The 23,943-nt window shown below is 64.7% G+C and carries 25 protein-coding genes and 1 pseudogene; 12 read left to right on the top strand and 14 right to left on the bottom strand.

Annotated elements, in window-relative coordinates; all coding sequences use genetic code 11:
* The first annotated feature begins 8 nt into the window (after positions 1–8).
* Positions 9–386 (top strand): 30S ribosomal protein S16, encoded by a 378-nt coding sequence (gene rpsP / locus LGH83_RS19600; protein WP_131195862.1) that lies wholly within the window; start codon positions 9–11, stop codon positions 384–386.
* A gap of 100 nt (positions 387–486) precedes the next feature.
* Here rpsP and ade read toward each other — a convergent pair whose 3' ends face one another.
* The 5 genes from ade to LGH83_RS19575 form a co-directional block, all read right to left on the bottom strand.
* Positions 487–2,193 carry an adenine deaminase gene (ade, locus tag LGH83_RS19595; RefSeq protein WP_227400070.1) on the bottom strand — a complete coding sequence of 569 codons (1,707 nt, stop codon included), beginning with the start codon at positions 2,191–2,193 and terminating at the stop codon, positions 487–489.
* Positions 2,190–3,365, bottom strand: a complete 1,176-nt coding sequence (locus tag LGH83_RS19590; RefSeq protein ID WP_227400069.1) for an adenylate/guanylate cyclase domain-containing protein — start codon at positions 3,363–3,365, stop codon at positions 2,190–2,192. The genes ade and LGH83_RS19590 overlap by 4 nt, the downstream gene beginning before the upstream one ends.
* A complete protein-coding gene (locus tag LGH83_RS19585) occupies positions 3,362–3,757 on the bottom strand; it encodes a VOC family protein (RefSeq protein ID WP_227400068.1) in 396 nt (131 codons plus the stop codon). Before LGH83_RS19585 ends, LGH83_RS19590 begins: the two co-directional genes overlap by 4 nt.
* A 50-nt stretch (positions 3,758–3,807) precedes the next feature.
* Positions 3,808–4,488: a DsbA family protein gene (locus LGH83_RS19580; RefSeq protein ID WP_227400067.1), complete on the bottom strand. Its 681-nt coding sequence runs from the start codon at positions 4,486–4,488 to the stop codon at positions 3,808–3,810.
* A gap of 160 nt (positions 4,489–4,648) precedes the next feature.
* Positions 4,649–5,149: a DUF721 domain-containing protein gene (locus LGH83_RS19575; RefSeq protein ID WP_227400066.1), complete on the bottom strand. Its 501-nt coding sequence runs from the start codon at positions 5,147–5,149 to the stop codon at positions 4,649–4,651.
* A 29-nt stretch (positions 5,150–5,178) separates the two neighbouring features.
* On the opposite strand from LGH83_RS19575, the gene mutY reads away from it, so the two are divergent.
* Positions 5,179–6,309, top strand: coding sequence for an A/G-specific adenine glycosylase (mutY, locus tag LGH83_RS19570; protein WP_319799583.1), 1,131 nt, complete (start codon positions 5,179–5,181; stop codon positions 6,307–6,309).
* 3 nt (positions 6,310–6,312) lie between these two features.
* On the opposite strand, the gene LGH83_RS19565 is transcribed toward mutY, so the two are convergent.
* The 4 genes from LGH83_RS19565 to ilvA all read right to left on the bottom strand — a co-directional run bounded on the left by LGH83_RS19565 (position 6,313) and on the right by ilvA (position 10,201).
* Positions 6,313–6,510 carry a hypothetical protein gene (locus tag LGH83_RS19565; RefSeq protein ID WP_227400065.1) on the bottom strand — a complete coding sequence of 66 codons (198 nt, stop codon included), beginning with the start codon at positions 6,508–6,510 and terminating at the stop codon, positions 6,313–6,315.
* A gap of 148 nt (positions 6,511–6,658) precedes the next feature.
* Positions 6,659–7,837, bottom strand: coding sequence for a site-specific DNA-methyltransferase (locus LGH83_RS19560; RefSeq protein ID WP_319799582.1), 1,179 nt, complete (start codon positions 7,835–7,837; stop codon positions 6,659–6,661).
* Between the two features lie 118 nt (positions 7,838–7,955).
* Positions 7,956–8,630 (bottom strand): ribonuclease HII, encoded by a 675-nt coding sequence (locus LGH83_RS19555; RefSeq protein ID WP_227400064.1) that lies wholly within the window; start codon positions 8,628–8,630, stop codon positions 7,956–7,958.
* A gap of 56 nt (positions 8,631–8,686) precedes the next feature.
* A complete protein-coding gene (gene ilvA, locus LGH83_RS19550) occupies positions 8,687–10,201 on the bottom strand; it encodes a threonine ammonia-lyase, biosynthetic (protein WP_227400063.1) in 1,515 nt (504 codons plus the stop codon).
* Between the two features lie 221 nt (positions 10,202–10,422).
* Here ilvA and LGH83_RS19545 point away from each other — a divergent pair, with 221 nt between their 5' ends.
* The 5 genes and pseudogenes from LGH83_RS19545 to LGH83_RS19525 all read left to right on the top strand — a co-directional run bounded on the left by LGH83_RS19545 (position 10,423) and on the right by LGH83_RS19525 (position 13,460).
* Positions 10,423–10,866 (top strand): hypothetical protein, encoded by a 444-nt coding sequence (locus tag LGH83_RS19545; RefSeq protein ID WP_227400062.1) that lies wholly within the window; start codon positions 10,423–10,425, stop codon positions 10,864–10,866.
* A 134-nt stretch (positions 10,867–11,000) separates the two neighbouring features.
* Positions 11,001–11,687 (top strand): ribonuclease T2, encoded by a 687-nt coding sequence (locus LGH83_RS19540; RefSeq protein ID WP_227400061.1) that lies wholly within the window; start codon positions 11,001–11,003, stop codon positions 11,685–11,687.
* A 17-nt stretch (positions 11,688–11,704) separates the two neighbouring features.
* The gene (locus tag LGH83_RS19535) at positions 11,705–12,556 is read left to right on the top strand and encodes a 23S rRNA (adenine(2030)-N(6))-methyltransferase RlmJ (protein WP_227400060.1); all 852 of its coding nucleotides are present in this window, start codon (positions 11,705–11,707) and stop codon (positions 12,554–12,556) included.
* 69 nt (positions 12,557–12,625) lie between these two features.
* Positions 12,626–12,766: pseudogene (locus LGH83_RS19530) on the top strand (cold-shock protein); the annotation flags it as partial.
* Positions 12,767–12,854: 88 nt separating this feature from the next.
* On the top strand, positions 12,855–13,460 hold the full coding sequence (locus LGH83_RS19525; RefSeq protein ID WP_319799581.1) for a glutathione S-transferase family protein: 606 nt from the start codon (positions 12,855–12,857) through the stop codon (positions 13,458–13,460).
* A 17-nt stretch (positions 13,461–13,477) separates the two neighbouring features.
* On the opposite strand, the gene LGH83_RS19520 is transcribed toward LGH83_RS19525, so the two are convergent.
* The 5 genes from LGH83_RS19520 to LGH83_RS19500 all read right to left on the bottom strand — a co-directional run bounded on the left by LGH83_RS19520 (position 13,478) and on the right by LGH83_RS19500 (position 16,757).
* Positions 13,478–13,744 (bottom strand): hypothetical protein, encoded by a 267-nt coding sequence (locus LGH83_RS19520; RefSeq protein WP_227401932.1) that lies wholly within the window; start codon positions 13,742–13,744, stop codon positions 13,478–13,480.
* Positions 13,745–13,943: 199 nt separating this feature from the next.
* Positions 13,944–15,239 carry a CCA tRNA nucleotidyltransferase gene (locus LGH83_RS19515; protein ID WP_227400058.1) on the bottom strand — a complete coding sequence of 432 codons (1,296 nt, stop codon included), beginning with the start codon at positions 15,237–15,239 and terminating at the stop codon, positions 13,944–13,946.
* Entirely contained in the window at positions 15,236–15,496 is a 261-nt protein-coding gene (locus LGH83_RS19510; protein WP_131115348.1) for a DUF6111 family protein, read from the bottom strand. The genes LGH83_RS19515 and LGH83_RS19510 overlap by 4 nt, the downstream gene beginning before the upstream one ends.
* Positions 15,496–16,146, bottom strand: coding sequence for a CoA pyrophosphatase (locus LGH83_RS19505; protein ID WP_227400057.1), 651 nt, complete (start codon positions 16,144–16,146; stop codon positions 15,496–15,498). Before LGH83_RS19505 ends, LGH83_RS19510 begins: the two co-directional genes overlap by 1 nt.
* A 5-nt stretch (positions 16,147–16,151) precedes the next feature.
* On the bottom strand, positions 16,152–16,757 hold the full coding sequence (locus LGH83_RS19500; RefSeq protein WP_227401931.1) for a DUF1285 domain-containing protein: 606 nt from the start codon (positions 16,755–16,757) through the stop codon (positions 16,152–16,154).
* A 29-nt stretch (positions 16,758–16,786) separates the two neighbouring features.
* On the opposite strand from LGH83_RS19500, the gene LGH83_RS19495 reads away from it, so the two are divergent.
* From LGH83_RS19495 to LGH83_RS19475, 5 genes are read left to right on the top strand one after another with little or no spacing between them, the layout of a single operon-like run.
* On the top strand, positions 16,787–17,014 hold the full coding sequence (locus LGH83_RS19495) for a hypothetical protein (RefSeq protein WP_227400056.1): 228 nt from the start codon (positions 16,787–16,789) through the stop codon (positions 17,012–17,014).
* The gene (locus LGH83_RS19490) at positions 17,011–18,021 is read left to right on the top strand and encodes an AAA family ATPase (RefSeq protein WP_227400055.1); all 1,011 of its coding nucleotides are present in this window, start codon (positions 17,011–17,013) and stop codon (positions 18,019–18,021) included. The genes LGH83_RS19495 and LGH83_RS19490 overlap by 4 nt, the downstream gene beginning before the upstream one ends.
* 2 nt (positions 18,022–18,023) lie before the next feature.
* On the top strand, positions 18,024–18,956 hold the full coding sequence (locus tag LGH83_RS19485; RefSeq protein WP_227400054.1) for a DUF58 domain-containing protein: 933 nt from the start codon (positions 18,024–18,026) through the stop codon (positions 18,954–18,956).
* Positions 18,953–21,778: a DUF4159 domain-containing protein gene (locus LGH83_RS19480; RefSeq protein ID WP_227400053.1), complete on the top strand. Its 2,826-nt coding sequence runs from the start codon at positions 18,953–18,955 to the stop codon at positions 21,776–21,778. Before LGH83_RS19485 ends, LGH83_RS19480 begins: the two co-directional genes overlap by 4 nt.
* A gap of 51 nt (positions 21,779–21,829) precedes the next feature.
* Positions 21,830–23,941: a hypothetical protein gene (locus tag LGH83_RS19475; RefSeq protein WP_227400052.1), complete on the top strand. Its 2,112-nt coding sequence runs from the start codon at positions 21,830–21,832 to the stop codon at positions 23,939–23,941.
* Positions 23,942–23,943 lie beyond the last annotated feature (2 nt).

Below are 23,943 nucleotides of genomic sequence, written 5' to 3'. Positions count from 1 at the left end.
GAACTATCATGTCGTTGAAGATTCGCCTGTCCCGCTGGGGTGCCAAGAAGCGTCCCGTCTATCGTATCGTCATCGCCGATGCTCGCGCCCCGCGCGATGGTCGCTTCATCGAGAACATCGGCACGTTTGATCCGTTGAAGGCCAAGGACGATGCGACCCGCCTGACCCTGAACGGCGACAAGGCCAAGGATTGGATGGCCAAGGGCGCGCAGCCTACCGAGCGCGTCATGAAGCTGCTGGCCATGATCGGCGTTCTCGAGGCGCCGGTCCGTAACAACCCGGAGAAGGCCAAGCCGAAGAAGAAGGCGCAGGAGCGTCTGGCCGAAGCCGAGAAGGTCGCGGCTGCTGCTGCCGCCAAGGCTGCCGAGCCCGCAACCGCCGAATAAGTCGTTTGGCCCGGTCCTTTTCGGATCGGGCCACGCTGCTTTGCGTGGCGATCATCCAACCCTGACGGCGCAAGCGCCTCAGCGGATCGTCAGATCGTGCTTAATCCCGCACGAGTTCGAAGCGGTCGACGTCGACCAATCCGCGATCCGTGATCTTGAGATGCGGGATGACGGGCAGCGGCAGAAACGCGACCTGTAGAAACGGCTCGTCCAGCACGACGCCGAGCGCCTTGGCGGCAGCCCGCAACGGGATCAAGGCCGCGTAAACATCCTCGAACGTCCCGAGGCTCATGAGCCCGGCCATCGGCAACGCCAGTTCGGCCCGGACCTCGCCATCGCTGGCGACAGCGAAGCCACCCTCGATCTCGATCAGACGATTGACCGCGACCGCCATGTCGGTTTCGCTCGCGCCGACCACGCAGATATTGTGGCTATCGTGACCGACCGAGGATGCGATGGCGCCACGCGTCATCCCGAACCCATGGACGAAAGCGACGCCAATGTTGCGATTGTGCCCGTGCCGCGCCACGACCGCGACCTTGACGGCATCCTGGTCGAGATCGATCCGCCGTTCGCCGTCCCGATAGGGCAGCGTCATCGGCAGATCGAGCGTGATGATCTTGCCCGGAACGACGCCGATCACGCGGGTCGACGGACCAGCGCCGCGCGCCGCGAAATCGCACTCTTCGACGCGCTGGGCCTTGACGCTGTGGCGGCCGATCGGTTGCACCGTCCGACGCGTGGCGAAGAGATCGTCGCCGACGTGCCGCCCCGCCGAGAGGACGCGTGACACGGCGCACGTGTCGAGATCGTCCAACACCACGAGATCGGCACGGTAGCCCGGTGCAACGAGGCCGCGATCCCGCAAGCCAAAGGCGCGTGCGCCGGAATGGCTGGCGGTGCGATAGGCGGCGAGTGGTGTCGCGCCGAGCCGGATCGATTCGCGGATCATGTGGTCGATATGGCCCTCTTCGGCGATATCGAGCGGGTTTCGATCATCCGTACAAAAGGCGATGTAGGGCGACAGCGCCTCGGTCACGAGGCTGTGCAGCGCATGCAGGTCTTTTGAAACGGACCCCTCGCGGATCAGCACCGTCATGCCTTTGGCGAGCTTTTCCATCGCCTCTTCGGCGGTCGTCGCCTCGTGATCGGTGCGAATACCGGCCGCCAGATAGCCGTTGAGATCGCGCCCGCGCAGCAAGGGCGCATGCCCGTCGATGTGGCGGCCGGCAAAAGCCGCGAGCTTGGCAAGGCAGCCAGGGTCACGACCGAGCACGCCCGGAAAGTTCATGAATTCAGCAAGGCCGATGACCTTGGGATGGTCCGCCAAGCCGATCAGGTCCTCAGCCTCGATCCGAGCCCCCGATGTTTCGAGATCGGTCGCTGGCACGCAGGATGACAGATTGATACGCAAATCCATCGCGGTCTCGCCGGCGGCATCGAGCACATAGGTGATTCCAGCGAGCCCGAGCACGTTGGCGATCTCGTGCGGATCGCAGATCGCCGTCGTGATCCCGCGAGGCAGCAGGCTCCGGTCGAATTCCGCCGGGCTGATGAGCGAGGATTCGACATGGCAATGCGTGTCGATGAAGCCGGGCACGATCACCTTGCCGGTCACGTCGATCTCGTTGACGCCGCTGTAAGTGTCCAAAGTGCCGACGATCGTGTCGCCGCAGATCGCGACATCGGACCGGCTGATCCGGCCCGTAACGAGATCGAAAACCTGCCCCCCTTTCAGCACGAGGTCGGCTGGCGCCGCACCCCGACCCTGCTCGATCCGCGCGGCCAGACGGTCCATCATCGTCATGCAGCGATCATCCCGTTACAGCCACCGCGCTCCAGCGCATGGATCGTGAGAGGTTGGCCGCGCCCCTTGAGGGCATGATCGCCCATATGCCGCGTCGAGACACCGCTCGGCAAAGACGGAAGACGGCTGAGGAGATCGGACGAAATCAACAGGGGCGCGCCGACAGAGCGCGACAGGGCTTCGATGCGGCCCGTCGTATTCACCACATCGCCGAAATACGAGATTTTGTGCCGATCGACCCCGACATCCGCCGTCACGACCGATCCGCCATGCAGGGCAGCGCGAAACAGCGGCACTTGACCAAACCGCTCTCGCCACATGGCTTCGTCCCGCGCGATGCAATCGAGGAAGGTGAAGACGCAAGCGATGCAGCGCGCGTCGATGACGCCACGCTCCATCGTCCAGGTCACCATCGCCATGTCGCCGACGTAATCGTCAATCGAACCACGGTGGCGGCGGACTGGTTCGGCGAGGGCCGCGAAAATGGCTCCGAGAAACTCCTGCGCGCGAAGGTCGCCATGCTGCTGGGCATAGGCGGTCGAGCCGATGAGATCGAGGAACAGGAAGATGCGCTCCTCCTCGACCGGGCAGTAATATCGCCCGAGCAGCATGTTCCTGAACACATCTGAGCCGATGAGATCGCGCATCCGGATCAACGTCACGACCGTGGCCGACATGATGACGGCATAGAGCAGCGTCGAAGGATCGAGGATCATGGCCCCGACCAGCGTACCATTCAAAATACCGAAGGCGAGCAGGATCGATCCCATCAATGCGCTCGCGACCAGGATCAGGCCGATGTAGGTGACGATGCCGAGCAGCAGGTATCCGGCCAACGGCAGACGCGTCAACGCCCGGCTCAAGCGTGGGAAAAGCAGCCCGCGCTCGAATGCCGTGACCGAACCACCGCCAACGAGGCCATACAGCGCGCCGACAAGCGGCCGCCCACCGGGCGCAATCGCGCCATAGAGGGCGCCCGCGCCCGCGCAGAACAGCATCACCGGAATCCAAAACACGAAAGCGGCCCGCGCTTTCGACCAATCTTCAGATATCGTCTTTGCGGTATGCGACGGCGACACTTCAATCGAGAAAGGCTGCTCCACCGTCGGGCTCGTGGTGGATCCGACACGATCGACGGACGCTTGAACCGCGATGCCGTCCTCGGTCGTCATACAAAACGCCCGGTCCTTTGCAGAACCTCGATCCGATAGCCGTCCGGATCTGCCACGAAGAAGAAGCGGGCCAGCATCTTACCCTCGTGCAGAAGCTCCTTGACGGGCTCGGGGTTGAGCCCCGCCTCCGTCAGGCGCGCGTGCTCTGCCGCAATATCGGCGACCGAAACGGCAAAATGGCCGAAGCCATCACCGAGCGCGTAAGGCTCGGTCCGAGCGGCATTGACGGTCAATTCGACCTCGAAGGCCGTTTCGTCGTTTCGGAGATAGAGAAGCACGAAGTCGCCAAAGTCGAAGCGGTCGGCCACATCGAGGCCGAACGCCTGCTTATAGAAATCGAGGGAACGCTGTTCGTTCAGCACCCTGATCATGCCGTGAATGGCTTTGGCCATGATGCGCCCTCACTTGTAGCCCGATGAAAGGGCCGAACCGACGTTTCGCCTCAGCCCTTCGGCAGCAACGGCTCGAGGATTTTGTCGAGATCGGCGACCGTCATCTCACCCGCCTGCTTTTTGCCGTTGATGTAGAAGGTCGGCGTCGCATCGACGGCAAATTTTTGCGCCGCATTGTCCCGAACCGCATTGACCTGATCGTAAAGCTTCTGATCCTTCAGGCAGGTCTCGAAGTCGGTCTGGGATATCCCAGCCTGCTTCACCGTGTTGGCCAGTGCCTCGACAGGCTTATCCACGAAGGCCCAGTTCTTCTGCTGCGCGAACAACAGGTCGACCATGGCCATCCGCTTGTCTGGACCGGCGCAGCGCGCCAGCATGAAGCCCGCGGTCGCGAGCGGATCGAGCGGGAACTCTCGCAACGTGAACCGCACCTTGCCGGTATCGATATATTTGGATTTCAGCGTCGGATAGGTTTCGGCCGCGAAGGCCGCGCAATGCGTGCACGTCATCGAGGCATATTCGATGATGGTGACGGGTGCGTCACGCGCGCCGAGCCAAATATCCGGTAGCTGCCCTTCGGCCATCAACTGGTCGATCGGATAGCTCGCGCCCTCGGTGGCGGCGCGGGCGGAACCGGGATCGAGCAGCATGACGGAGCCGGCCGATGCCGCGACGCCCGCAAGAGCCGCGCCGCGCAACACCGTGCGGCGGTTAAGTTTGGAGAATACCATCAAGTCACTCGCTCGATCGGATGGACAGGGCAACCATCGGCCCGTCACGCCAGGGCAGATGATGGAACAATTGCGGCGAGTATAAAGCACGGACGGGTGGCTTCGCCAGACCCGCCGGGGCAGAAACACGCGAAACCGCGACGGCGGTGCTGCATTCGCCTCAACGCGTCGTGAGAACCCGGCTCCCGAGCTTGATGAGCGCCCGGCGTAGCGCATCCTCTTCGATGCCCGCAGTCGCGTCGTGGGCCAGCCGGACGCGCGAGCCATCCGGTGGCGCGATCGGCGTCCGAGGTTTTTTCGGTGGCGCGACCGGCCCTTGCCGCAACGCCAGACGCCCGACGCAGCGCCAACCGAAATGCGTATTGACCCGCTCGATCACCAACGCCTGCTGGTGCTGCAATTCGAGCGCGAACGCGCCCTCGACGCGAACCATCAGCGTGGCCGGCTCCGGCGTGCCACGCGCCGTGCCGCGCGACGGCCATTGCATGCGGATCGGCTCGCAACGGGAGGCGAGACGCTCCCCGACGATCTCGGGCCAAAACATCAGCAGATCGGCCTCGCTGAAGCCGAATTTCGCCAAAGCCGGCGTCAAGCAGGGCGCGACGAGATCGGCCAAGGGGCTCGACCACGCTTTCCGGCCAGGCGGGTTGCGGTTATTCATACGTCCCACCATACCGAGACGAGCGCGATTTGGGCACCCGAAAACAAGCCAACTCCTTGCCGCTCGACCCCGCCGTCCCCAGCGCCTCGAACACGCGACAGGCAGGCCCCGCGCCTGCCGACGTCACGGCCGATCTGCTCGTGTGGTACGATCGGCACCGTCGCGCGCTGCCCTGGCGGGCCCTGCCCGGCGCCCGAACGCCCGCTTACGCGGTGTGGCTGTCGGAGATCATGCTGCAGCAAACGACTGTGGCGGCCGTCAAACCCTATTTCGCCAAATTTCTTTCCCTGTGGCCCGACGTGGATCAGCTCGCGGCGGCCTCGCAGGACGAGGTAATGCGGGCTTGGGCGGGCCTTGGCTACTACTCACGTGCGCGCAATCTCCATGCCTGCGCCCAAACCGTCGTTCGGGACTTTGGCGGCCGCTTCCCGCGCGAGGAGGTAGAGCTTCGCTCCTTGCCGGGCATCGGCGCCTATACGGCTGCCGCCATCGCATCGATCGCCTTCGGCCGCAAAGCGACCGTCGTCGACGGCAACGTCGAACGGGTCATGTCGCGACTCTATGCGATTGCCGAGCCGATGCCGAAGGGTAAGACGGCTGTCGCGATCGCGATGGGGGCTGCGACGCCAGAGGATCGGCCGGGAGACTTCGCTCAAGCCGTGATGGATCTCGGCGCGACGATCTGCACGCCGAAAAGTCCGGCCTGCGTCTTATGTCCCCTCACAAGCGATTGCGTCGCCCGGGCGAACGGAACCCAGACCCTGTTCCCGGTGAAGGTCGCAAAGCGGGCTAATCCGGTCCGCTATGGGACAGCTTATTATGTCACCAACGGTCGAGGCGACGTTCTGGTCCAGACGCGTCCGCCGGTGGGTTTGCTCGGCGGGATGACGGAGCTACCAGGGACGGCGTGGGGCGACGAGCCCATTCCAATCGCAACCGCTGATCGCGGAGCCGAACGCGAGGGAATGCGGGTCAAACACGTGTTCACGCATTTCACTCTGATTCTGGACGTCGTGACGCGTGTCTCTCCGAATGGTGCATTGCCCGACACCGTGGTGGCCAACGAGACCCGGCGATGGGTCGCGGTCACTCACTTAATGGAGGAAGCACTTCCGACGCTGATGCGCCACGCGATCGCGTTGGCACAGTCCGGCCGTTAAGGCTTATCGCTGATCGTCGCTCTCGGTGTTGGCCGATTGTGTCTCGTAAGCATCGTAGGAGCTGATCAAAACGGTTGCCGACAAAGCGGCCAGCGCGAGGAAGAAGCTCTCGACGCCGCTCGTCAACTGGACAACCTTGCCCATTCCGAGGGTGATGCACACCACGCACAACAGTGCTGAAAGGCCTATGAAACGCAACACGGCCCGTACTCCCCGCTACGCTCGAAATGATTAATCTCATTCCGCAACGCTGGGAACGCACGTCCGTTCCCACGACCAGGAGCATATTATAGATTTGTTAAACTTTGGTGATTGTGGCGATAGAAAGTTGTCGTGATCCAGCGATTGCTTAGTCCGCAGCCTCGCGCATCGAGGCGCGGATCCCGCTTCTCACGTCATCGATGGGTCGCAGCCGTCCGTCGGTCTCGTAATGCCAATAGGTCCAACCGTTGCAGGCCGGCAGACCTTGGGCCAGAGCCCCGATTTTATGGATCGAACCGACGATCATCCCGAGCCCGACCGTGCCGTCGGGGCGAACCACGACGCTGTGGCGGCGCTGGGCATCGACGAGCTTCGACCCGGGCGCGATCAGGCCCGCCTCGACGACGGACGCAAATGCCACGCGCGGCTCGGCGCGTTTGGACGGCACGACTTGCAGCGCCTCCGGCGAGAGCGGCTCGACGGACGCTATCCTCGCCGTGGCGGCCGCAGCATAGGCCGGATCGCGCTCCAGCCCGATGAATGACCGGCCAAGCCGCTTGGCGACCGCGCCGGTCGTGCCGGTGCCGAAGAACGGGTCGAGCACCACGTCACCGGGCTCGGACGCCGCCATGATGACGCGCGCCAGCAGCGCCTCGGGTTTCTGGGTCGGATGAACCTTGTGGCCCTCCGCATCCTTCAGCCGTTCGCCGCCCGTGCAGATCGGCAGCAGCCAATCGGACCGGACCTGGCAATCCTCGTTGCCGGCCTTCAAGGCCTCGTAGTTGAACGTATAGGACTTGGATTGCGGGGTCTTGCTGGCCCAGATCATCGTCTCATGGGCGTTGGTAAAGCGCCGACCGCGAAAGTTCGGCATCGGGTTATTCTTGCGCCAGACGATATCGTTCAAAATCCAGAAGCCGAGGTCCTGCATGAGGGCGCCGACCCGAAAGATATTGTGGTAAGATCCAATCACGAAGATCGTCGCATTGGGCCGCATCACCCGGCGGACGCCGGTCAGCCACTCCCGCGTAAACGCGTCATAATCGGCGAAGCTGGCGAACTTGTCCCACTCGTCATCGACCGCATCGACGACGCTCTGGTCGGGCCGCGACAGGGTGTTTTCGAGCTGCAGATTGTAAGGCGGATCGGCAAAGACGAGGTCGATGCTTTCGGGAGCCAAACCCGCCAGGCTGCGCATGCAATCGCCGACGAGAATTTGATCGATAGGCTGCGGCGTGATGGCATTCAGTGCCGCCGCCGAAGCTCCAGGACGCGAGACCTTTGACTGGAGCTTCGAAACGGCCGCTCCGGCACGTGCATTACTCATGACTGACACACCGGATACTCAACTGAACAGGTGTGACTATGAGTCGGTTTGGTAAAACGCAGGTTTATGGCTTGGTAAAAAAGCTGTCCCGCTTGGATACGCCTTCTTTACCAAGCTCTTAAGATTGGCAATCGTCCGACGTCTCGCCCCGGCATGGTGCGAAGCTCATCCGATGCGCGGCCGACGGGCCATGGCGCAACAAGGCGGCCCGATGCTGCTCGGTCGCATAGCCTTTGTGGCGGGCGAAACCATAAACCGGATGATGCGCGTCGAGCCGCACCATCAATCGGTCTCGCGCCACTTTGGCGACGATCGAGGCTGCCGCAATCGACAAGCAAGTGGCATCACCCTTGATGATCGTCTCACCCGCGATCGTGATACCATGCGGAAAGTCGTTCCCGTCGATCAGAAGATGATGCGGGCTCAGCGACAAGGCGCTGGCGGCGCGTCGCATCGCCGCGAACGTCGCCTGACGGATGTTGATCCGGTCGATCTCGCGCGGCGACGCAAAGCCGATACCGATTGCCAGCGCTTTCGACATGATGAGCAGAAACAAATGCTCACGCTGCGCCTCGGTCAGGACCTTGGAATCGTCGACGGCCTCCGGGAGATCATTTGGATCGAGAATCACGGCCGCAGCCGCGACAGGGCCGGCCAACGGCCCGCGTCCAGCCTCGTCGATCCCGGCGATGTAAAGCAGGCCGCGAGACATCAGCAGACGCTCCCGCTCGAAATGCGGAACCGGCACGAGCGTCGAAACCGCACCCATGCGCTTGACGCTCTTGATGGGCATCACCGCTTTCGGGCGAGATCCGCCTTGAGCGGGCGTCGACGGTTTGAACGCTTCCGTCATCGGTCGAGAAACATCCGATAGGCGGGATTGTCGGTTTCATCCTCGAAGGCATAGCCGAGTTCGCGCAGCCGCTCGCCGAACCGATCGCTTTCGGCAGCCGGAACCTGCAATCCGACGAGCACGCGGCCATAATCCGCGCCGTGGTTGCGGTAGTGAAACAAGGTGATGTTCCACTCGGATCCGACCCCGTCCAGGAACTTCAGCAAAGCGCCCGGCCGTTCCGGAAACTCGAACCGGAGGATCACCTCGTCCCGCAGCGCCGGGGCCCGGCCCCCCACCATGTAACGAACATGCAGTTTGGCGGTCTCGTTGGCGCTGATGTCGAGCACGGGATAGCCAAGCGCCGCAAGTTGCGTGAGAACGAGCGCCTTCTCGCCAACGCTGTCGGACAGCTTGAGGCCGACGAACACATGGGCCTCGGCCCCTGCGGCATAGCGATAGTTGAATTCGGTGATGGTGCGGTTGCCGAGCGCCTGCACGAACCGGCGATAGCTGCCCTGCTGTTCCGGGATCGTCACGCCGAGCAGCACCTCGCGCGCCTCGCCGATCTCGGCACGTTCGGCAACATGGCGCAGCCGGTCGAAATTCATGTTGGCCCCGGTGTTGATTGCGATCAGCGCCCCTGTTCGCACGGGGTTGGCGGCCACATAGCTTTTCAGTCCAGCCAAGGCGAGCGCACCGGCCGGCTCTGCGATGACGCGCGTATCTTCGAAGATGTCTTTGACGGCGGCGCACATTTCGTCGGTATCGGCCACCAGCACGTCGTCGAGCAGCGCCTGGCACACCCGGAACGTCTCGGCTCCCGCCTGCCGCACCGCGACGCCGTCGGCAAAGAGGCCGACTCGATCGAGAATGACGCGCGACCCTGCCGCGATCGCGGCCTTCATCGAGGCCGCATCGACCGGCTCGACGCCGATCACCTTGATGTCCGGCCGCAGGAACTTGACGTAAGCGGCGATCCCGGAGGCGAGGCCGCCCCCTCCGATCGGCACGAAGATCGCTTCGACCGGATCGGCATGCTGGTGCAGGATTTCCATGCCGACGGTGCCTTGCCCCGCGATCACGTCCGGATCGTCGTAGGGATGCACGAAGGTCAAACCCTGCTCCGCCTCGAGCCCGCGCGCGTGTTCGAAGGCTTCGTCGAACGTGTCGCCGAACAGCACGACCGTCCCGCCCCAATAGCGCACGGCATCGACTTTGATCTGCGGGGTCGTAACCGGCATCACGATGATGGCCTTGACGCCCAGCCGCTGCGCCGACAATGCGACGCCCTGGGCATGGTTTCCGGCGGAGGCGCAAATCACACCGGCGGCGCGGGCCTCAGCGGATAAACGAGCGATCTTGTTATAGGCGCCCCGGATCTTGAAGGAGAAGACGGGCTGAAGATCCTCTCGCTTCAGCAGCACCGAGGCGTCCAGCCGCTTGCTCAGCCGCGCCATGGGGTCGAGCGGGGTCTGCACAGCGACATCGTAGACCCGCGCATCGAGGATCTTCCGCACGTAATCGTTCACGCGTTCCACCTTCAGACCTGTCCCGCAGCAGCGCAAGCTCGCGCATGCCGTCGGCCTCCGATGCAGGGCTTCACCGGGCTTGAGGGCTCTGGGCTGTTATCGGAACAACACAACGCTCGCCAATCGCCCCCTCGCATGGCATTCGGGCCAAGGCAAGGCTTGACCCTGGCGTGCGCGCCGTCGCATCGTCCGCGCTGAATTGAAGAATGGGATTCCACGGCATGCAACGCGCGTTCCAAGGCTTTATGCTCGCACTCATGGTCGCGGCTTCGATGGGCACCGCTATCGCGCGGCCGGTCGTCCCGGCCGAAAAGCGGTTCTGGTCCTATGACGGCAAGATCCCGGCATGCGACAATCCCGATGTGCTGTCGCGTCTGTCGGATCGTTTTCACGACAGCGAGTCGGAATATTGGAACTCGTCGCTCCAGATCGTCAGCTACGATCAGGTGAAGGTGTCGGCGCTGCGCCCCTGGGGTCTCGATCACATTCCCCGCAACTTCTGCGAAGGCCGCGCGATCCTGAACGACAAGACCGTTCATGAGGTGTATTTCTCGGTTGCCGAGGATCTCGGATTGATCGGTATGGATTTCGGCGTCGAATTCTGCCTGACCGGGCTCGACCGCGAATATGCCTACGCACCAAATTGCAAGATGGAACGGCCGTAAGTTTAGCACCATTGCGGATGCGTGCGACCTTTCCGGCTTTCGCCGTTGCCTGCCTTTTGGTCGCGCTCTCGGCGACCGCGGGCGGTGCTCAGGGCTTTCGAAATCCGTTGCGTCCAGCGTCGGACGCCCCGTGCGTGCTCGACAAATGCCTGAACGGGTCCGCCGATCAGTCTGCGGCGGCTCCCGCTTCGACAAGCCGACCGGTGCAGACCGGATCGAGCTTTGGCGGCAGCGGCGGGTCGAGGCAGCCCGGAGTTTTCGATTTTTACGTGTTGGCTTTGTCGTGGTCGCCTGGGTTTTGCGACACGGGCGGCGACAATAAGGCGCCCCGGCAATGTGCCACAGGCTCTAACCTTGGCTTTGTGGTCCATGGCCTGTGGCCGCAATTTACGCGTGGCTTCCCTTCCGATTGTGATTCGGGCAACACAAGCCCGACGCGCGCCGCTCTCGACAGCGTCAACGGCGTCTATCCCGACGCGGGCCTCGCCCGCTACGAATGGCGGAAACACGGCACCTGTACGGGCCTTAGCCCCACCGATTATTTCGCGCTCGTCCGCCGGGCCAGAGATGCGGTGACGATCCCGACGACGTTGCAGTCTCCCAGCGAGCCGCAGACGGTCGCGCCCCTCGAGATCGCCCGCGCCTTCACGGCCAGCAACCCCGGACTTCGCACCGACACGATGGCGGTGACGTGCCGACAGGACGAGTTGCAGGAGGTGCGGATTTGCTTCGGCAAGGATCTCCGCGGCTTCGTGACTTGCCCCGAGGTCAGTCGAGCCGCCTGCCGGACGCAGCAGATCACCATCTTGCCGGTCCGCTGAGCCATGGCCCGCCCGCGATGAACTATCGGCACGCTTTTCATGCGGGCAATTTTGCCGATGTCTTCAAACACATCCTGCTGACCAGGATCTTGCTGCACCTCGGACGCAAGGCGACGCCCTTCCGCTACATCGATACTCACGCGGGTGTCGGGCTTTATAACCTGCAAGGCGACGAGGCCCGCCGGAGCGGCGAGTGGCCCCGCGGCATTGGACGCATCACGCCCGGCAACGTGCCTGCGGACGTGTTGCCCCTGATCGAACCTTATCTTGACCTCGTGGGTCCACGCGACGGCACGGGGTGCCCGACCCTGTACCCCGGCTCTCCCTCCATCGCGCTGGGGATCGCACGTCCCCAGGACCGTCTCGTCTTTTGCGAATTGCATCCGACCGACGCCGCCTTGCTCCGCAAGGGTCTCGGGCGCGCGAACCGGGCCAAGGTGGTTGAAATCGACGGCTATGTGGCGCTCAACGCCTATGTGCCCCCCCAGGAACGGCGCGGCTTGGTGCTGATCGATCCGCCGTTCGAGGACCGCGGTGAATTTGAGGCGATGCTCGACGGGCTCGTGGCGGCGCATCGCAAATGGCCAACCGGAATCTATGCGCTCTGGTACCCGCTGAAGGACCGCACCGCCGTGTCGCGGTTCGCCAACCAATTGATCGCATCCGGGATCCCCAGGATCGCGCAGGTCGAACTCGTGATCGACTGGACGGCTCTCGATGTCGGCAAACTCGCCGGATGCGGCATGATCCTCGTGAACCCGCCTTTCGGCCTCGAGGACGAGGCTCGGCTGCTGCTGCCCTATCTTGCCAAGACGCTGACCCAATCGGAACCGGGGTCATGGCAGTGGCGTTGGCTGGCCGGAGAATAGGTGCGGCAAACCACGGTTTCCCCTTACAGTCTGGTGACGTGTTTGCGAGGAAATGCCATGCCAAGCCAGGGCACCGTTATCTTCGTTCACGTCACGGCTGTGGAGGAAGCGGGCCTGCAATCGCTGAGCGAGGGCCAGCGGGTTGCCTACGAGATCGAACCAGACAAGAAGGGCAAGGGTTCGAAAGCGGTCGGTCTCACCATTCTTTGACAAGGCGCGCGGCGCGGGGCTTTGATCCCAATGCCGCGATCACGTTCCTCGCGCCTTCTGTCTTGTTTCACTCCGCTCGGTGACTTGAATGACCATGATCCTGCGCTCGGCTCCAGCCTCGCCATTCGGCCGCAAGGTGAAGATCGCGGCGAGCGTGACCGGCGCGATGTCGAGCCTCTCCGTCGTCGATGCCGACACGATGGACGATGCCGATTCGATCCGGCGCGAAAATCCCCTCGGTAAGATCCCGGCGCTCATCATCGACGATGGAACGACCCTCTACGACAGCCGTGTGATCGTCGACTATCTCGATCATCTCTCGGGCGGAATGCTGATCCCGAAAGACGCCCCGGCCCGCTTCCTCGCGCTCACGAGGCAGGCCCTCTGCGACGGCATGACCGATGCGGCTCTGCTGATCGTGTACGAAAGCCGGTTCCGGGACGAATCGGAGCGAAGCGCGCGTTGGGTCGCGCATCAGGAGGGTAAGATTGCCCGAGGCTTGGCGGCCTTAGAGGCTTCGCCGCCCGTCGGCACGATCGACATCGGGTATATCGCGGCCGCCTGTGCGCTGGGTTATTTCGACCTGCGGCTCGGGGGAACATGGCGCGACACGCATCCGGCGCTCGTCGCTTGGCTCGACGCCTTCGCGGCCAAGATCCCGGCTTTCGAGAAAACCCGCTTCCGCCAACTCTAAAGCCCGAGTCGTGACAATCAATCGGCTGTCGGAAGCCGCCTGATCGTAAACTCGATGCGACCGTCCGATAGTTCGCGCCACGACTCGATTTCGGTCATGTAGGCGGCTTTCGGAAAACGGACGAAACATTCCTGCGCCATGGCACGCGCCTCGTCGCGAGGCAGCGTGAACGTCTCGCGTCGCCACGCATCGGAGGCTCGGACACCAGCGCCGGATTGAGATCGATCGCGCCGCTCGCCCAACCGTCTTGCGACGTCCGCCGGGCTTTTCCGCTGAAATCCCATGGCCCACCCCTGCTGACGGCCGCTCACGCGACAAGCTTCAGTGAAGTCGACATCATTTTAGCGCAAACGCCGCCGAGGTCGAGTCAATTGGACGCAGGGGCAAGAGCAAGCGGATCGACGCACCCGAAACGCGATCAGACGGCGGTCGTCTGATCAGCCATCGCCGAGCCGCATGCGTCGACGGCCCACAAGAGCCGCCTCAGCGTCTGTCGTCGGCGAGATGGATAGCGACGATCGCATCGAGCAAGCCTGCGACGACGATGGGGTCGGATGGGAAGCCCGCCGCGATCCACTCCTGCCGGAACTGCTTGAGGACGATACCGACATCGCGTCCGCTGTGGACGCCGCGCGCCATGACATCGGCTCCTCCTAGGGGGAGCTTGGGCTCGGCCGCCGTGGCCACGACGCCATAAGCCTCGGTCCAGCCCGATCCGTTGCCCTTGGCATCGACTTCGGCCAGCGACACGCCGTCCAGCGCTGCACGGCGTCCATGATCGAACAGTAACGCCAGCAAGCCGGCATGTGTCGGCACGGCTTCGGGATCGAGACCACCGCGAACATGAGCCGCAGCCGCGAGCCGAGTGGCTTCCTCGTTCGACAAACGCAGCTGTTCACGCAGCCGCGCCGCATCACCTTCGGTTCGGACCGCCAGAGCGGCAAGCCGGAGGATCGCGTCGGGGCTCTCCCGCCGCGCCGTCTCGATCGCGATCAGCCGGACGAGGCGCAGCGGATCGCACGCCCCTCCAAAAATCACGCGCGCGATCCCGGCCGTCGCCATGCTGGTCGTCACCTCTGCGGCGCGGGGGGCGACCAGAAGCTTCAGAACCTCGACGCGAATGCGCTCACGCGACAAGCGGGTCAGGGCGTCGCGATGCAGCGTCGCGGCGCGCAGCCCCTCGGGATCGAACGGGCCTTCGGCATAGGTGGCCGAAAAGCGGAAGAACCGCAGCACGCGCAGATAGTCCTCGCGGATCCGGCGGTCCGCCTCGCCGATGAAACGCACGCGCCCGGCCGCGAGATCCGCGAGGCCGCCCGTCGTATCGTGCACCGTCCCGTCGGCCGATAGCGACAAGGCATTGACGGTGAAATCCCGCCGCTGCGCGTCCGCCGTGAAGTCTCGCCCGAAGCGGACGATGGCGTGCCGTCCGTCGGTTTCGACGTCTTCCCGCAGGGTCGTCACCTCGAAACCGGCGCGGCCGACCATCACCGTGATGGTGCCATGCGCGATACCGGTCGGCAGGGGGCGTAAGCCGGCTGTTTTGGCGCGCGCCACGACGATGTCGGGCAGTGCCGTCGTCGCAATATCGATATCGCCGGCCGGCAGTCCGAGGAGCGCGTTGCGGACAGCCCCGCCGACGACACGCGCCTCTTCGCCATCCTGGTTCAGCATGGCGAGCACGCGAGCAAGCGCCGGTCCCGCCAAAAAGGCGACGTCGGCCAATCGCCCCGAGGCATCGAGCCGCAGCGGCCGCGAAAACCCCTTCCCCTCCGTCACTCCAGATGGCCCGGAATCAATCGCCCGTTCTCGAGCCTTGCCGGGACATAGGCGCCCTTGTGTCGATCCGCCAATGTGCCCAGCAGCAGCAGGCCGATGAGAACGAGCGCCAAACCCGCCACCGTGAGGGTCGCCAACGAGCCCCGCGACCAGCTGTCAGCCAGCCATGGATAGCGCTGACGGAGCAGCAGAACGAGGCCATAGGCCACGAATGGCGCGATGAACAGAGCCACGGCGTCGAGGAGCGCGCGTCCCATCAGCGGTAGAGCTTCTCGTATAAACTTCGGATCATGCCGGCCGTGATGCCCCAAATGTAGCGTTCGCCATACGGCATCGCATAAAAGCTTCTGGTTCGCCCGTTCCATTCACGGCTGCCGCGCTGATGGTTGGCCTCCTCCATGAGAAAAGCGAGCGGCACCTCGAAGGTTTCGACCACCTCGGCGGCATTCAGCTCGAGATCGAACGGCTCATGCACCATCGCGACGGTCGGAACGATCAAAAAGCCGGTGCCGGTCAGATAGGGGTCAAGGTAACCGAGCGGCGTGACGCAGGCCGGATCGAGGCCGACTTCCTCTTGTGCCTCGCGCAGCGCCGCAGCCATCGGGTCGGCATCCGACGCATCGATGCTGCCGCCCGGAAAGGCGATCTGACCCGAATGAACCCGCAGGGTGGCGGCGCGAAGCGTCAGGAGGATGGTCGGCTCTGCCGCACGCGCCAGGATCGGGATCAGGACGGCGGCGGCGCGCGGCACGGCATCGAGGCGGGGCGGCAGATCGTCGAGCTTGTGGTCGCCCCCGAGAAGCCGCGTCGCAGACGGATCGGCCCAGCGAGGCGGCAGATCAAAGCTTAGACGTTCCCGGGCGCGCCGCTCGAACGCCATCGTGCTGTCGTGACCAACGTTCAACATCGCCGTCACGACAGCCCTTCGAGGCTCGAGGCCTCCGCCATGGGAAAGAACACACGCGACGACTCGACCCCGAACATCGCGAGACCATCGACGTTGCGCGTCTCCCCTCGGTCCGCGAGTTCGATGAAGACCGCGCGCTTGACCAAGGCTTCGAGGCCGTCGCGAATATGCACGTAGGGCTTCAGGCCACCCGATGCTCCTTGCTGGAAGCGAAGCGGATGGCCGGCATCAACCGTGACCCAGTCGTCGACGTTCGTGCGAAAGCTGAGGACCGGATGCTCCCCCTCCTGAACCGCCATCTCGACCGCGAGGAAGGGCGCGTCCTCGACCACGAGCCGCACCTTTTCGACCGGCGTGACGAGCATCATGCCGTCGTCGTCAAGGCGAAGGATCGACGCGAACAGCTTGACCAGCGCCGGTCGGCCGATCGGTGTTCCGGCATAGAACCACGTCCCGTCGCGAGCGATTCGCATATCGATGTCGCCGCAGAAAGGCGGGTTCCAAAGATGCACGGGTGGCAGGCTGCCCTGGCGCGCGGGCGCCAGCACAGCGGCTCTCAGCGCCTCCAGGCTTCCAGCCTGCACCAGAGAGGGAGTACTTTCTTTCGCCATCATCTCATTTCATGCGTTGCAGGATGATCATGGACCATGCGACGTGGGCGCGCATCGACAAACAACCGGCAGGGTCTAGGCTATCGATCGTGATCGATTTAAGCGCGGCTCGTCCCTTGCATCGGTTCGGTGAACTGTCGATCGCCGACCGCACATACCAAACGCCGGAGCGCTCCGTCGAGGTTCCGTCTTCCGGCCAGCCGGACGCCTCGATGTCGCGCCGCGATCGTCCGCTCAACAGCAAGGTCAAGTTATGAGTCTCGTGCAAGACGGCAGCGCCAGTTCGATCGAGGCCGCAGCGACCCGAGCCGCCGATGCGGCGCTCGAACAGATCGCGTTGGCCCGGGCCGCGATCGGCACCGTGATCTTCGGGCAGCGGGAGGTGGTCGAGGACACGCTCGTGACCCTGCTGGCAGGCGGCCATGGACTTTTGGTCGGCGTTCCCGGCCTCGCGAAGACGAAGCTTGTGGAAACGCTCGGAACCGTTCTGGGTCTCGGCACCCGCCGTGTCCAGTTCACGCCCGACCTGATGCCGGCCGATATTATCGGTTCAGAGGTTCTCGAGGAAGGCGACAGCGGCAAGCGCAGCTTCCGCTTCGTCAAAGGACCGGTCTTCACCCAGTTGCTGATGGCCGATGAGATCAACCGCGCCAGCCCGCGCACGCAATCGGCCTTGCTGCAGGCCATGCAGGAGGGTCATGTCACCGTGGCCGGGGCACCCTATGACCTGCCGCGTCCCTTCCATGTGCTGGCGACCCAAAATCCGATCGAGCAGGAGGGGACCTATCCCCTGCCAGAGGCGCAGCTCGATCGTTTTCTCATGCAGATCGACGTGCTCTATCCCGACCGGGAGGCCGAAAAGCGCATCCTGATCGAGACAACCGGCGACGAGCAGGCGACTGCCAAGCCGGCTATGACGGCGCAGGATCTCGCCACCATCCAGCGCCTCGTGCGTCGTCTGCCGGTCGGCGACAAAATCGTCGAGGCGATCCTCGATCTCGTCCGCTCGGCCCGTCCCGGCGACGGGGCGACCGATGTCGCCCAGCATATCGCCTGGGGCCCCGGTCCGCGCGCCGCGCAAGCTCTGATGCTGGCCTCGCGGGCACGAGCGCTCGTCGACGGGCGGCTCGCGCCCTCGATCGACGATGTCGCGGCGCTGGCCCTTCCGGTGCTGAAACACCGCATGGCCCTGACGTTTTCGGCTCGCGCCGATGGCGAGACCATTCAGGGTCTGATCCGGCGCCTCGTCGAGCGGCTCGGCTAGCCATGGCCCAGGCCCGGCTTCTCGCCGACGCCCAGCGCTGGATCGGCCCCCGGCACGGACGCGGGGCGCTCGACCTTGCAGGTCGGCTGCCGAATCTCGTCGTGTCGGCACGCGAGATCGCAGGCAGCATGATGCAGGGCGTGCATGGCCGGCGCCGGGCCGGAACGGGGGAGTCGTTTTGGCAATTCCGCTCCTTCGTCTCCGGCGAGGCGGCCGTCGGGATCGATTGGCGGCGTTCGGCCCGCGATGACCGCACTTATATTCGCGAACGGGAGTGGGAAGCAGCCCATACGGTTTGGATCTGGGTCGATCGGTCCCCGTCCATGGCCTATATGTCGGACTTGGCGTCGCAACCGAAGCTGGACCGCGCCCTTGTGCTCGGGCTTGCGGCCGCCGACCTCCTGGTTCGCGGGGGCGAACGCGTCGGCATCCCCGGCCTCGTGCGACCCATGGCACGCCGCACGATCGTCGATCATCTCGCCGAGTCGATGCTGGTCGAAATGCGCCGCAGCGGCTATGTGCCGGCGGAAATGCCGCCCGCCGTGCCTTTGCCACCGCGCTCGCGCGCCCTCTTTATCAGCGACTGGCTCTCCGACCTCGATGACGTGACGTGCGCGATCGCCACCGCCGCCTCGGCCGGGGCCGGCGGCCATCTCGTCATGATCAGTGACCCGATCGAAGAGACGTTCCCGTTCACGGGGCATGTGGAGCTGACCGACAGCGACGGCCCGACAAGGATGCGGCTCGGCGAGGCCCAGCAAATGCGAGCCGACTATGTGAAGCGCCTCGCGGCTCATCGGGAGGCGATCCGTCAGACGTGCCGGCTGCACGGTTGGACCGTTGCGATCCACCGCACCGATCGTCCCGCCTCCGAAGCGATGCTGACCATCGCGGGCGCGTTCGAGGCCGACCGCCGCAATGGCGGGCAGGTATGATGGGCCTGCCGCTCGCCTTTACGATTCCGGCCGTTCTGGCCGCTCTGGCGGTTTTGCCAGCGCTGTATTTCCTGCTGCGCCTCACCCCGCCGCGGCCACAAGCGGTAGCTTTTCCGCCGTTGCGGCTCATCCTCGATCTGCGCCCGAAGGACGAGACGCCCGCCCGCACACCGCTCTGGCTGCTGCTGCTCCGATTGCTGGTCGCGGCCCTCCTCATCCTGGCGATGGCCGGCCCGGTCTGGAACCCCACTCCATCGCTCGGCGGCGGCAAGGGGCCCTTGGTGGTGGTGCTGGACGATAGTTTCGCGGCGGCTCCCGATTGGGACGCCCGCGTCACCCTCGCGCGGCAGCGGCTGCTCAGCGCACAAAGTGCCGGCCGGGTGACCGCCATCGTGGCGACCTCGGATGGCCCGCGGGCTGTCGAGGCGCAGGATGCGACACGGGCAATCGAACGGTTGCAGGCTCTGAAGCCCGTACCGATCGCGCCCGACCGCGCCCCGGTGCTTGCCGCGCTCACCAGCTTCGCGACCGCCAATCCCGCCCTCGACCTCGTTTGGATGACCGACGGGCTGGAACGCGGCGGCGCGCGCAGCTTTGGCGAAGGCCTGACCAAGCTGCCCGGCATCAGCTCCGTGACGAGTGTCGCGGCCGACACGATACCGCTGGCGTTGGCCGGGGCCGACAACAAAGCCGACCGGCTCGACGTCCGCGTCATTCGCGCCAATACAGTCGGCCCGCAGCGCGGCACGGTTCAGGCCCTTGACGCTAAAGGCCTGCCAATTGGCGAAAGCACGTTTGCGTTCACGTCCGGCCAGGAGACCCATGCGGGCTTCGATCTCCCGGTCGAGCTTCGCAACGACATCGTTCGTGTCGTCATCGCCAACGAGGCCTCGGCCGCCGCCACGACGCTGCTCGATGGGCGATCGACGCGTCGGCGGGTGGGTGTCGTAACCGGCGCGACGATCGATGTCGAACAGCCGCTATTGTCCCCGGCCTATTATATCGTGAAAGCCCTCGGCCCGTTCGCCGATGTGCGTGAGCCCCGACCCGGCATGCTCGATCCGGTCGCCTCGATGCTGGACGACAATCCCTCCGTCATGGTTCTGGCCGATGTCGGCGCGCTGTCAGGTCCGGCGCATGACAGGCTCGCTAAATTCATCGACGACGGCGGCACTCTGATCCGCTTTGCCGGCTCGCGGCTTGCCGGCAGCAGCGACGATCTCGTGCCGGTGGCCCTGCGGCGGGGTGGCCGCACCTTCGGTGGCGCTCTGTCATGGGACAAGCCGAAGGCGCTCGCCCCGTTCGAGCGCGGCAGCCCCTTTTACGGCCTGACCGTGCCGCAGGAGGTCAACGTCACCCGGCAAGTGCTGGCGGAGCCCAGCGCGGGTCTGCCTGGCAAGACGTGGGCGCAACTCGTCGATGGAACGCCTCTGGTCACGGCGGAAAAGCGCGGCAAAGGTCGCATCGTGCTGTTCCACGTCACGGCCGACACCACTTGGTCGAACTTGCCGCTCTCGGTGCTGTTCGTCGACATGCTGCGGCGGGTTGTCGATCTGTCGGGCGTGCCGGGTGCCGCCCAAGGGTCCGCGTCCACGACCGGGTCGGCGTCTGCCGCAGGCGTGCAACAATCTATGGTGATTGCCCCGACCCGCAGTCTCGACGGGTTCGGCGTGTTGGGCGTTCCGCCCGCGACCGCCCGGCCGATCCCCGACACTTACGATGGTGTCGCGACCGCCGATCATCCGCCCGGCTTCTATGGCCCTCCCGACGCCTCGATCGGGGTCAATACGCTCGGACCCAAGGACATGCTGACACCGGCCGACCTCTCCGGCCTTCCGCTCGACCGGCAACCCTTGCGCGCCGATCCGGCCATCGATCTCCGGCCAGCCGTCATCACCTTGGCGCTGATCGGCTTCCTGCTCGACGCCTTGGCGTCCGTCTGGCTCGGGGGCGGTTTGGTCCGGCGGGGCGCGGGACCAGCAGCGGCAGCGTTGTTGGCTGTTGCGCTGATGGTCCCGGGCCTACCCGGTCTGCGCGGCGCCGCCGCGCATGCGGCGGGGCAGCCGCCAGTGTCGAAACGCGATATGGCCTCGGCCCTGACGACGCGGATCGCCTATGTGATCACCGGCGACACCGCCGTCGATCAAGCTAGCAGCCTCGGCCTGACGACTTTGTCGACCGCGCTGGCGGACCGGACGTCGCTCACGCCGGGGGAGCCGGTCGGGGTCGATCCGGCCAAGGACGAACTCGCCTTCTATCCGATGGTCTATTGGCCGGTGGTGGCCAGCATGCCGCAGCCGGACGCCACCACGGTTGATCGCATCGCGGCTTACATGAAACAGGGCGGCACCATCGTGTTCGATACGCGCGATGCCTTGACGCATCGGACCGACGGTCCGCCGACACCCGAGGCCGATTGGCTGCAACATCTGCTCGCGGGGGTCGACGTGCCGGAACTTGAACCCGTTCCGAGCGATCACGTCGTCACCAAGACGTTTTATCTGCTGCCGGGCTTCGTCGGGCGCTACACAACCGGGCAAACCTGGATCGAGGCTCTGCCCCCTGCCGCGAAGGAGACCGCGAACCGCCCTGTCCGGGCTGGCGACAGCGTGTCGCCCATCATTATTACGGGCAATGATCTCGCCAGTGGATGGGCCGCCGACGGTCAGGGTGAGCCGGTCTATCCGCTAGTGCCGGGCGGCTCGCGACAACGCGAGATGGCGCTGCGCGGCGGCATCAATCTCGTGATCTATACCCTGACCGGAAACTACAAGGCCGATCAGGTTCATGTGCGCGACCTCTTGGAACGTCTGGCGCATTGATGGCGCGCCTCGCCGGCCGGCTCCACACATCAGCAAGGCGACGCTCTGCCCGTGAATAGTTTTTCGCTCGATTTCACGCCTCTGCTTCCCCTCTCCGTGCTGGTCGGGCTTGCGGTACTGTCGCTCGCGATCGTGGTGCTTGGCTTCTGGTCGCGGCGGCGTGGCACGCTGTTGCGGCTGGTGGCCCTGGCGCTCATCCTCCTGTCGCTCGCTGGTCCCTCCTTCGTGCGGGAGGATCGGCAGGGCCTCAAGGACGTGGTCGCGGTGGTGCTCGATGAAAGCGGCAGCCAGACCATCGGCCAACGCGCCGCCCAGACCGCCAAGGCGCGCGATGCGATCGAGAAGAACCTTGCGGCGCTCGGCAATGTGGAGCCGCGCTTCATCGAAAGTAGCCGTACTGATGCCGAAAACGACGGCACGCGCCTGTTTGCGGCCCTGAATGCCGGGCTGGCCGACGTGCCGCCGGATCATGTCGGCGGTGTCATCATGGTGACGGACGGCCTCGTCGACGACATCCCGGCCAAGGTGGATGCACTCGGCTTCAAAGCCCCGCTGCACGTGCTGATCACCGGCCATGAGGGTGAGCGCGATCGACGCATCGAGCTTGTCGACGCCCCCCGGTTCGGGATCGTCGGCAAAACGCAGACCATCACGGCCCGTGTGCTCGATACCGGCGACAAGGGCGAACCCGTGACGTTGAATGTCCGGCGCGATGGCGTCGCGATCGCGACGTTGCAAGCGCAGGTCGGCGCCAGGATCCAGATTGCGGTGCCGGTCGACCATGCCGGCCCGAACGTCGTCGAGATCGAAGTGCCGACGTTGCCAGACGAGTTGACCGGGATCAACAACAAGGCCGTGGTGACGATCGAGGGTGTACGCGACAAGCTGAAGGTGCTGCTCGTCTCGGGTGAGCCGCATTCGGGCGAACGCATGTGGCGCAATATTCTCAAATCGGACGCCAACGTCGATTTGGTCCACTTCACCATTTTGCGGCCGCCCGAAAAGCAGGACGGAACGCCGATCAACGAACTCGCTTTGATTGCTTTCCCGACCAATGAACTCTTCGGCAACAAGATCACCGACTTCGATCTCATCATCTTCGATCGTTATTCGAACCAATCGATCCTGCCCTATGTCTACTTCGACAATATCGCCAAATATGTCCGCAATGGCGGAGCGTTGCTGATCGCGGTCGGCCCGGATTACGCGACGCAGGATGGCTTGTTCTACTCGCCGCTCGGTGCGATCGCGCCCGCGCGGCCCACTGGGTCGGTCACGGAGGCGCCGTTCCGCGCGGCCATCACGCCCGATGGCGAGAAGCATCCGGTGACGCGGGGCCTACCGGGTGGAGACGCCACCCCGCCGGCTTGGGGACAATGGTTCCGCCAGGTCGACGCCGATGTCGTCAAGGGCACCTCCGTCATGGCGGGCCAGAACGACAAGCCGTTGCTGGTTCTCTCGCGTGAGGACAAAGGGCGTGTGGCCCTGATGCTCAGCGACCAGATTTGGCTCTGGGCGCGCGGCTACGAGGGCGGTGGCCCCTACCTCGACCTGACCCGTCGCCTCGCCCATTGGCTCATGAAGGAACCCGATCTCGAGGAAGAAGCGCTGCGGGCCAGCCTGCACGGCAAGGAGCTGTCGATCGAGCGGCAGAGCGTCAAAGGCTCGGTCGCGCCCGTCATCGTCACGGCCCCCTCCGGAGCGACCCGCACCGTCACCTTAGCGGCAGCCGAACCGGGCCTGTCGCGCGCCACGATCTCGGTCGACGAGCTCGGCCTCTATCGTTTGACGGACGGAACCCTGACGGTGCTGGCCAATGTCGGCCCCGAGAACCCGCGCGAATTTCAGGAGGTCGTCTCGACGCCCGATCGGTTGAAGCCACTCGCCGAGGCGACGGGCGGGTCCGTCCGCCGGATCGGCACAAGCCCGGGGAGCGACATCGCCCTACCCCGGTTCGTGGCCATGGGCGATAGTCCCCGCTATGCCGGCTCGGACTATATCGGCATCCGCCGCACTCAAGCCAGCGTGGTCAAGAGCGTCGGTATCGTTCCGCTCGCGATCGGTCTTTCCGGGCTACTGTTCTTACTTGGCAGTACCATTCTGGCGTGGCTCTACGAAGGTCGGCGGTTCAGTTTCAAGCGGCGCGATGGTGGCCCGGCCTGACG

This window comes from Lichenihabitans sp. PAMC28606, assembly GCF_020616535.1.
GTDB classification, from domain to species: domain Bacteria; phylum Pseudomonadota; class Alphaproteobacteria; order Rhizobiales; family Beijerinckiaceae; genus Lichenihabitans; species Lichenihabitans psoromatis.
This window is presented reverse-complemented; position numbering and strand designations above follow the sequence as displayed.

Bases quoted from the DNA above. Each gene is read 5' to 3' on its own strand.
- LGH83_RS19495 (WP_227400056.1), top strand. From the start codon at position 16,787: ATGGACCATGCGACGTGGGCGCGCATCGACAAACAACCGGCAGGGTCT.
- LGH83_RS19555 (WP_227400064.1), bottom strand. From the start codon at position 8,630: ATGCCCATCAAGAGCGTCAAGCGCATGGGTGCGGTTTCGACGCTCGTG.
- LGH83_RS19535 (WP_227400060.1), top strand. From the start codon at position 11,705: ATGAACTATCGGCACGCTTTTCATGCGGGCAATTTTGCCGATGTCTTC.
- LGH83_RS19560 (WP_319799582.1), bottom strand. From the start codon at position 7,837: ATGAGTAATGCACGTGCCGGAGCGGCCGTTTCGAAGCTCCAGTCAAAG.
- LGH83_RS19590 (WP_227400069.1), bottom strand. From the start codon at position 3,365: ATGACGACCGAGGACGGCATCGCGGTTCAAGCGTCCGTCGATCGTGTC.
- ade (WP_227400070.1), bottom strand. From the start codon at position 2,193: ATGACGATGATGGACCGTCTGGCCGCGCGGATCGAGCAGGGTCGGGGT.
- LGH83_RS19585 (WP_227400068.1), bottom strand. From the start codon at position 3,757: ATGGCCAAAGCCATTCACGGCATGATCAGGGTGCTGAACGAACAGCGT.
- LGH83_RS19545 (WP_227400062.1), top strand. From the start codon at position 10,423: ATGCAACGCGCGTTCCAAGGCTTTATGCTCGCACTCATGGTCGCGGCT.
- LGH83_RS19480 (WP_227400053.1), top strand. From the start codon at position 18,953: ATGATGGGCCTGCCGCTCGCCTTTACGATTCCGGCCGTTCTGGCCGCT.
- LGH83_RS19510 (WP_131115348.1), bottom strand. From the start codon at position 15,496: ATGGGACGCGCGCTCCTCGACGCCGTGGCTCTGTTCATCGCGCCATTC.
- rpsP (WP_131195862.1), top strand. From the start codon at position 9: ATGTCGTTGAAGATTCGCCTGTCCCGCTGGGGTGCCAAGAAGCGTCCC.
- LGH83_RS19520 (WP_227401932.1), bottom strand. From the start codon at position 13,744: ATGGGATTTCAGCGGAAAAGCCCGGCGGACGTCGCAAGACGGTTGGGC.
- LGH83_RS19505 (WP_227400057.1), bottom strand. From the start codon at position 16,146: ATGTTGAACGTTGGTCACGACAGCACGATGGCGTTCGAGCGGCGCGCC.
- LGH83_RS19485 (WP_227400054.1), top strand. From the start codon at position 18,024: ATGGCCCAGGCCCGGCTTCTCGCCGACGCCCAGCGCTGGATCGGCCCC.
- LGH83_RS19525 (WP_319799581.1), top strand. From the start codon at position 12,855: ATGACCATGATCCTGCGCTCGGCTCCAGCCTCGCCATTCGGCCGCAAG.
- LGH83_RS19575 (WP_227400066.1), bottom strand. From the start codon at position 5,149: ATGAATAACCGCAACCCGCCTGGCCGGAAAGCGTGGTCGAGCCCCTTG.
- LGH83_RS19500 (WP_227401931.1), bottom strand. From the start codon at position 16,757: ATGGCGAAAGAAAGTACTCCCTCTCTGGTGCAGGCTGGAAGCCTGGAG.
- LGH83_RS19490 (WP_227400055.1), top strand. From the start codon at position 17,011: ATGAGTCTCGTGCAAGACGGCAGCGCCAGTTCGATCGAGGCCGCAGCG.
- LGH83_RS19580 (WP_227400067.1), bottom strand. From the start codon at position 4,488: ATGGTATTCTCCAAACTTAACCGCCGCACGGTGTTGCGCGGCGCGGCT.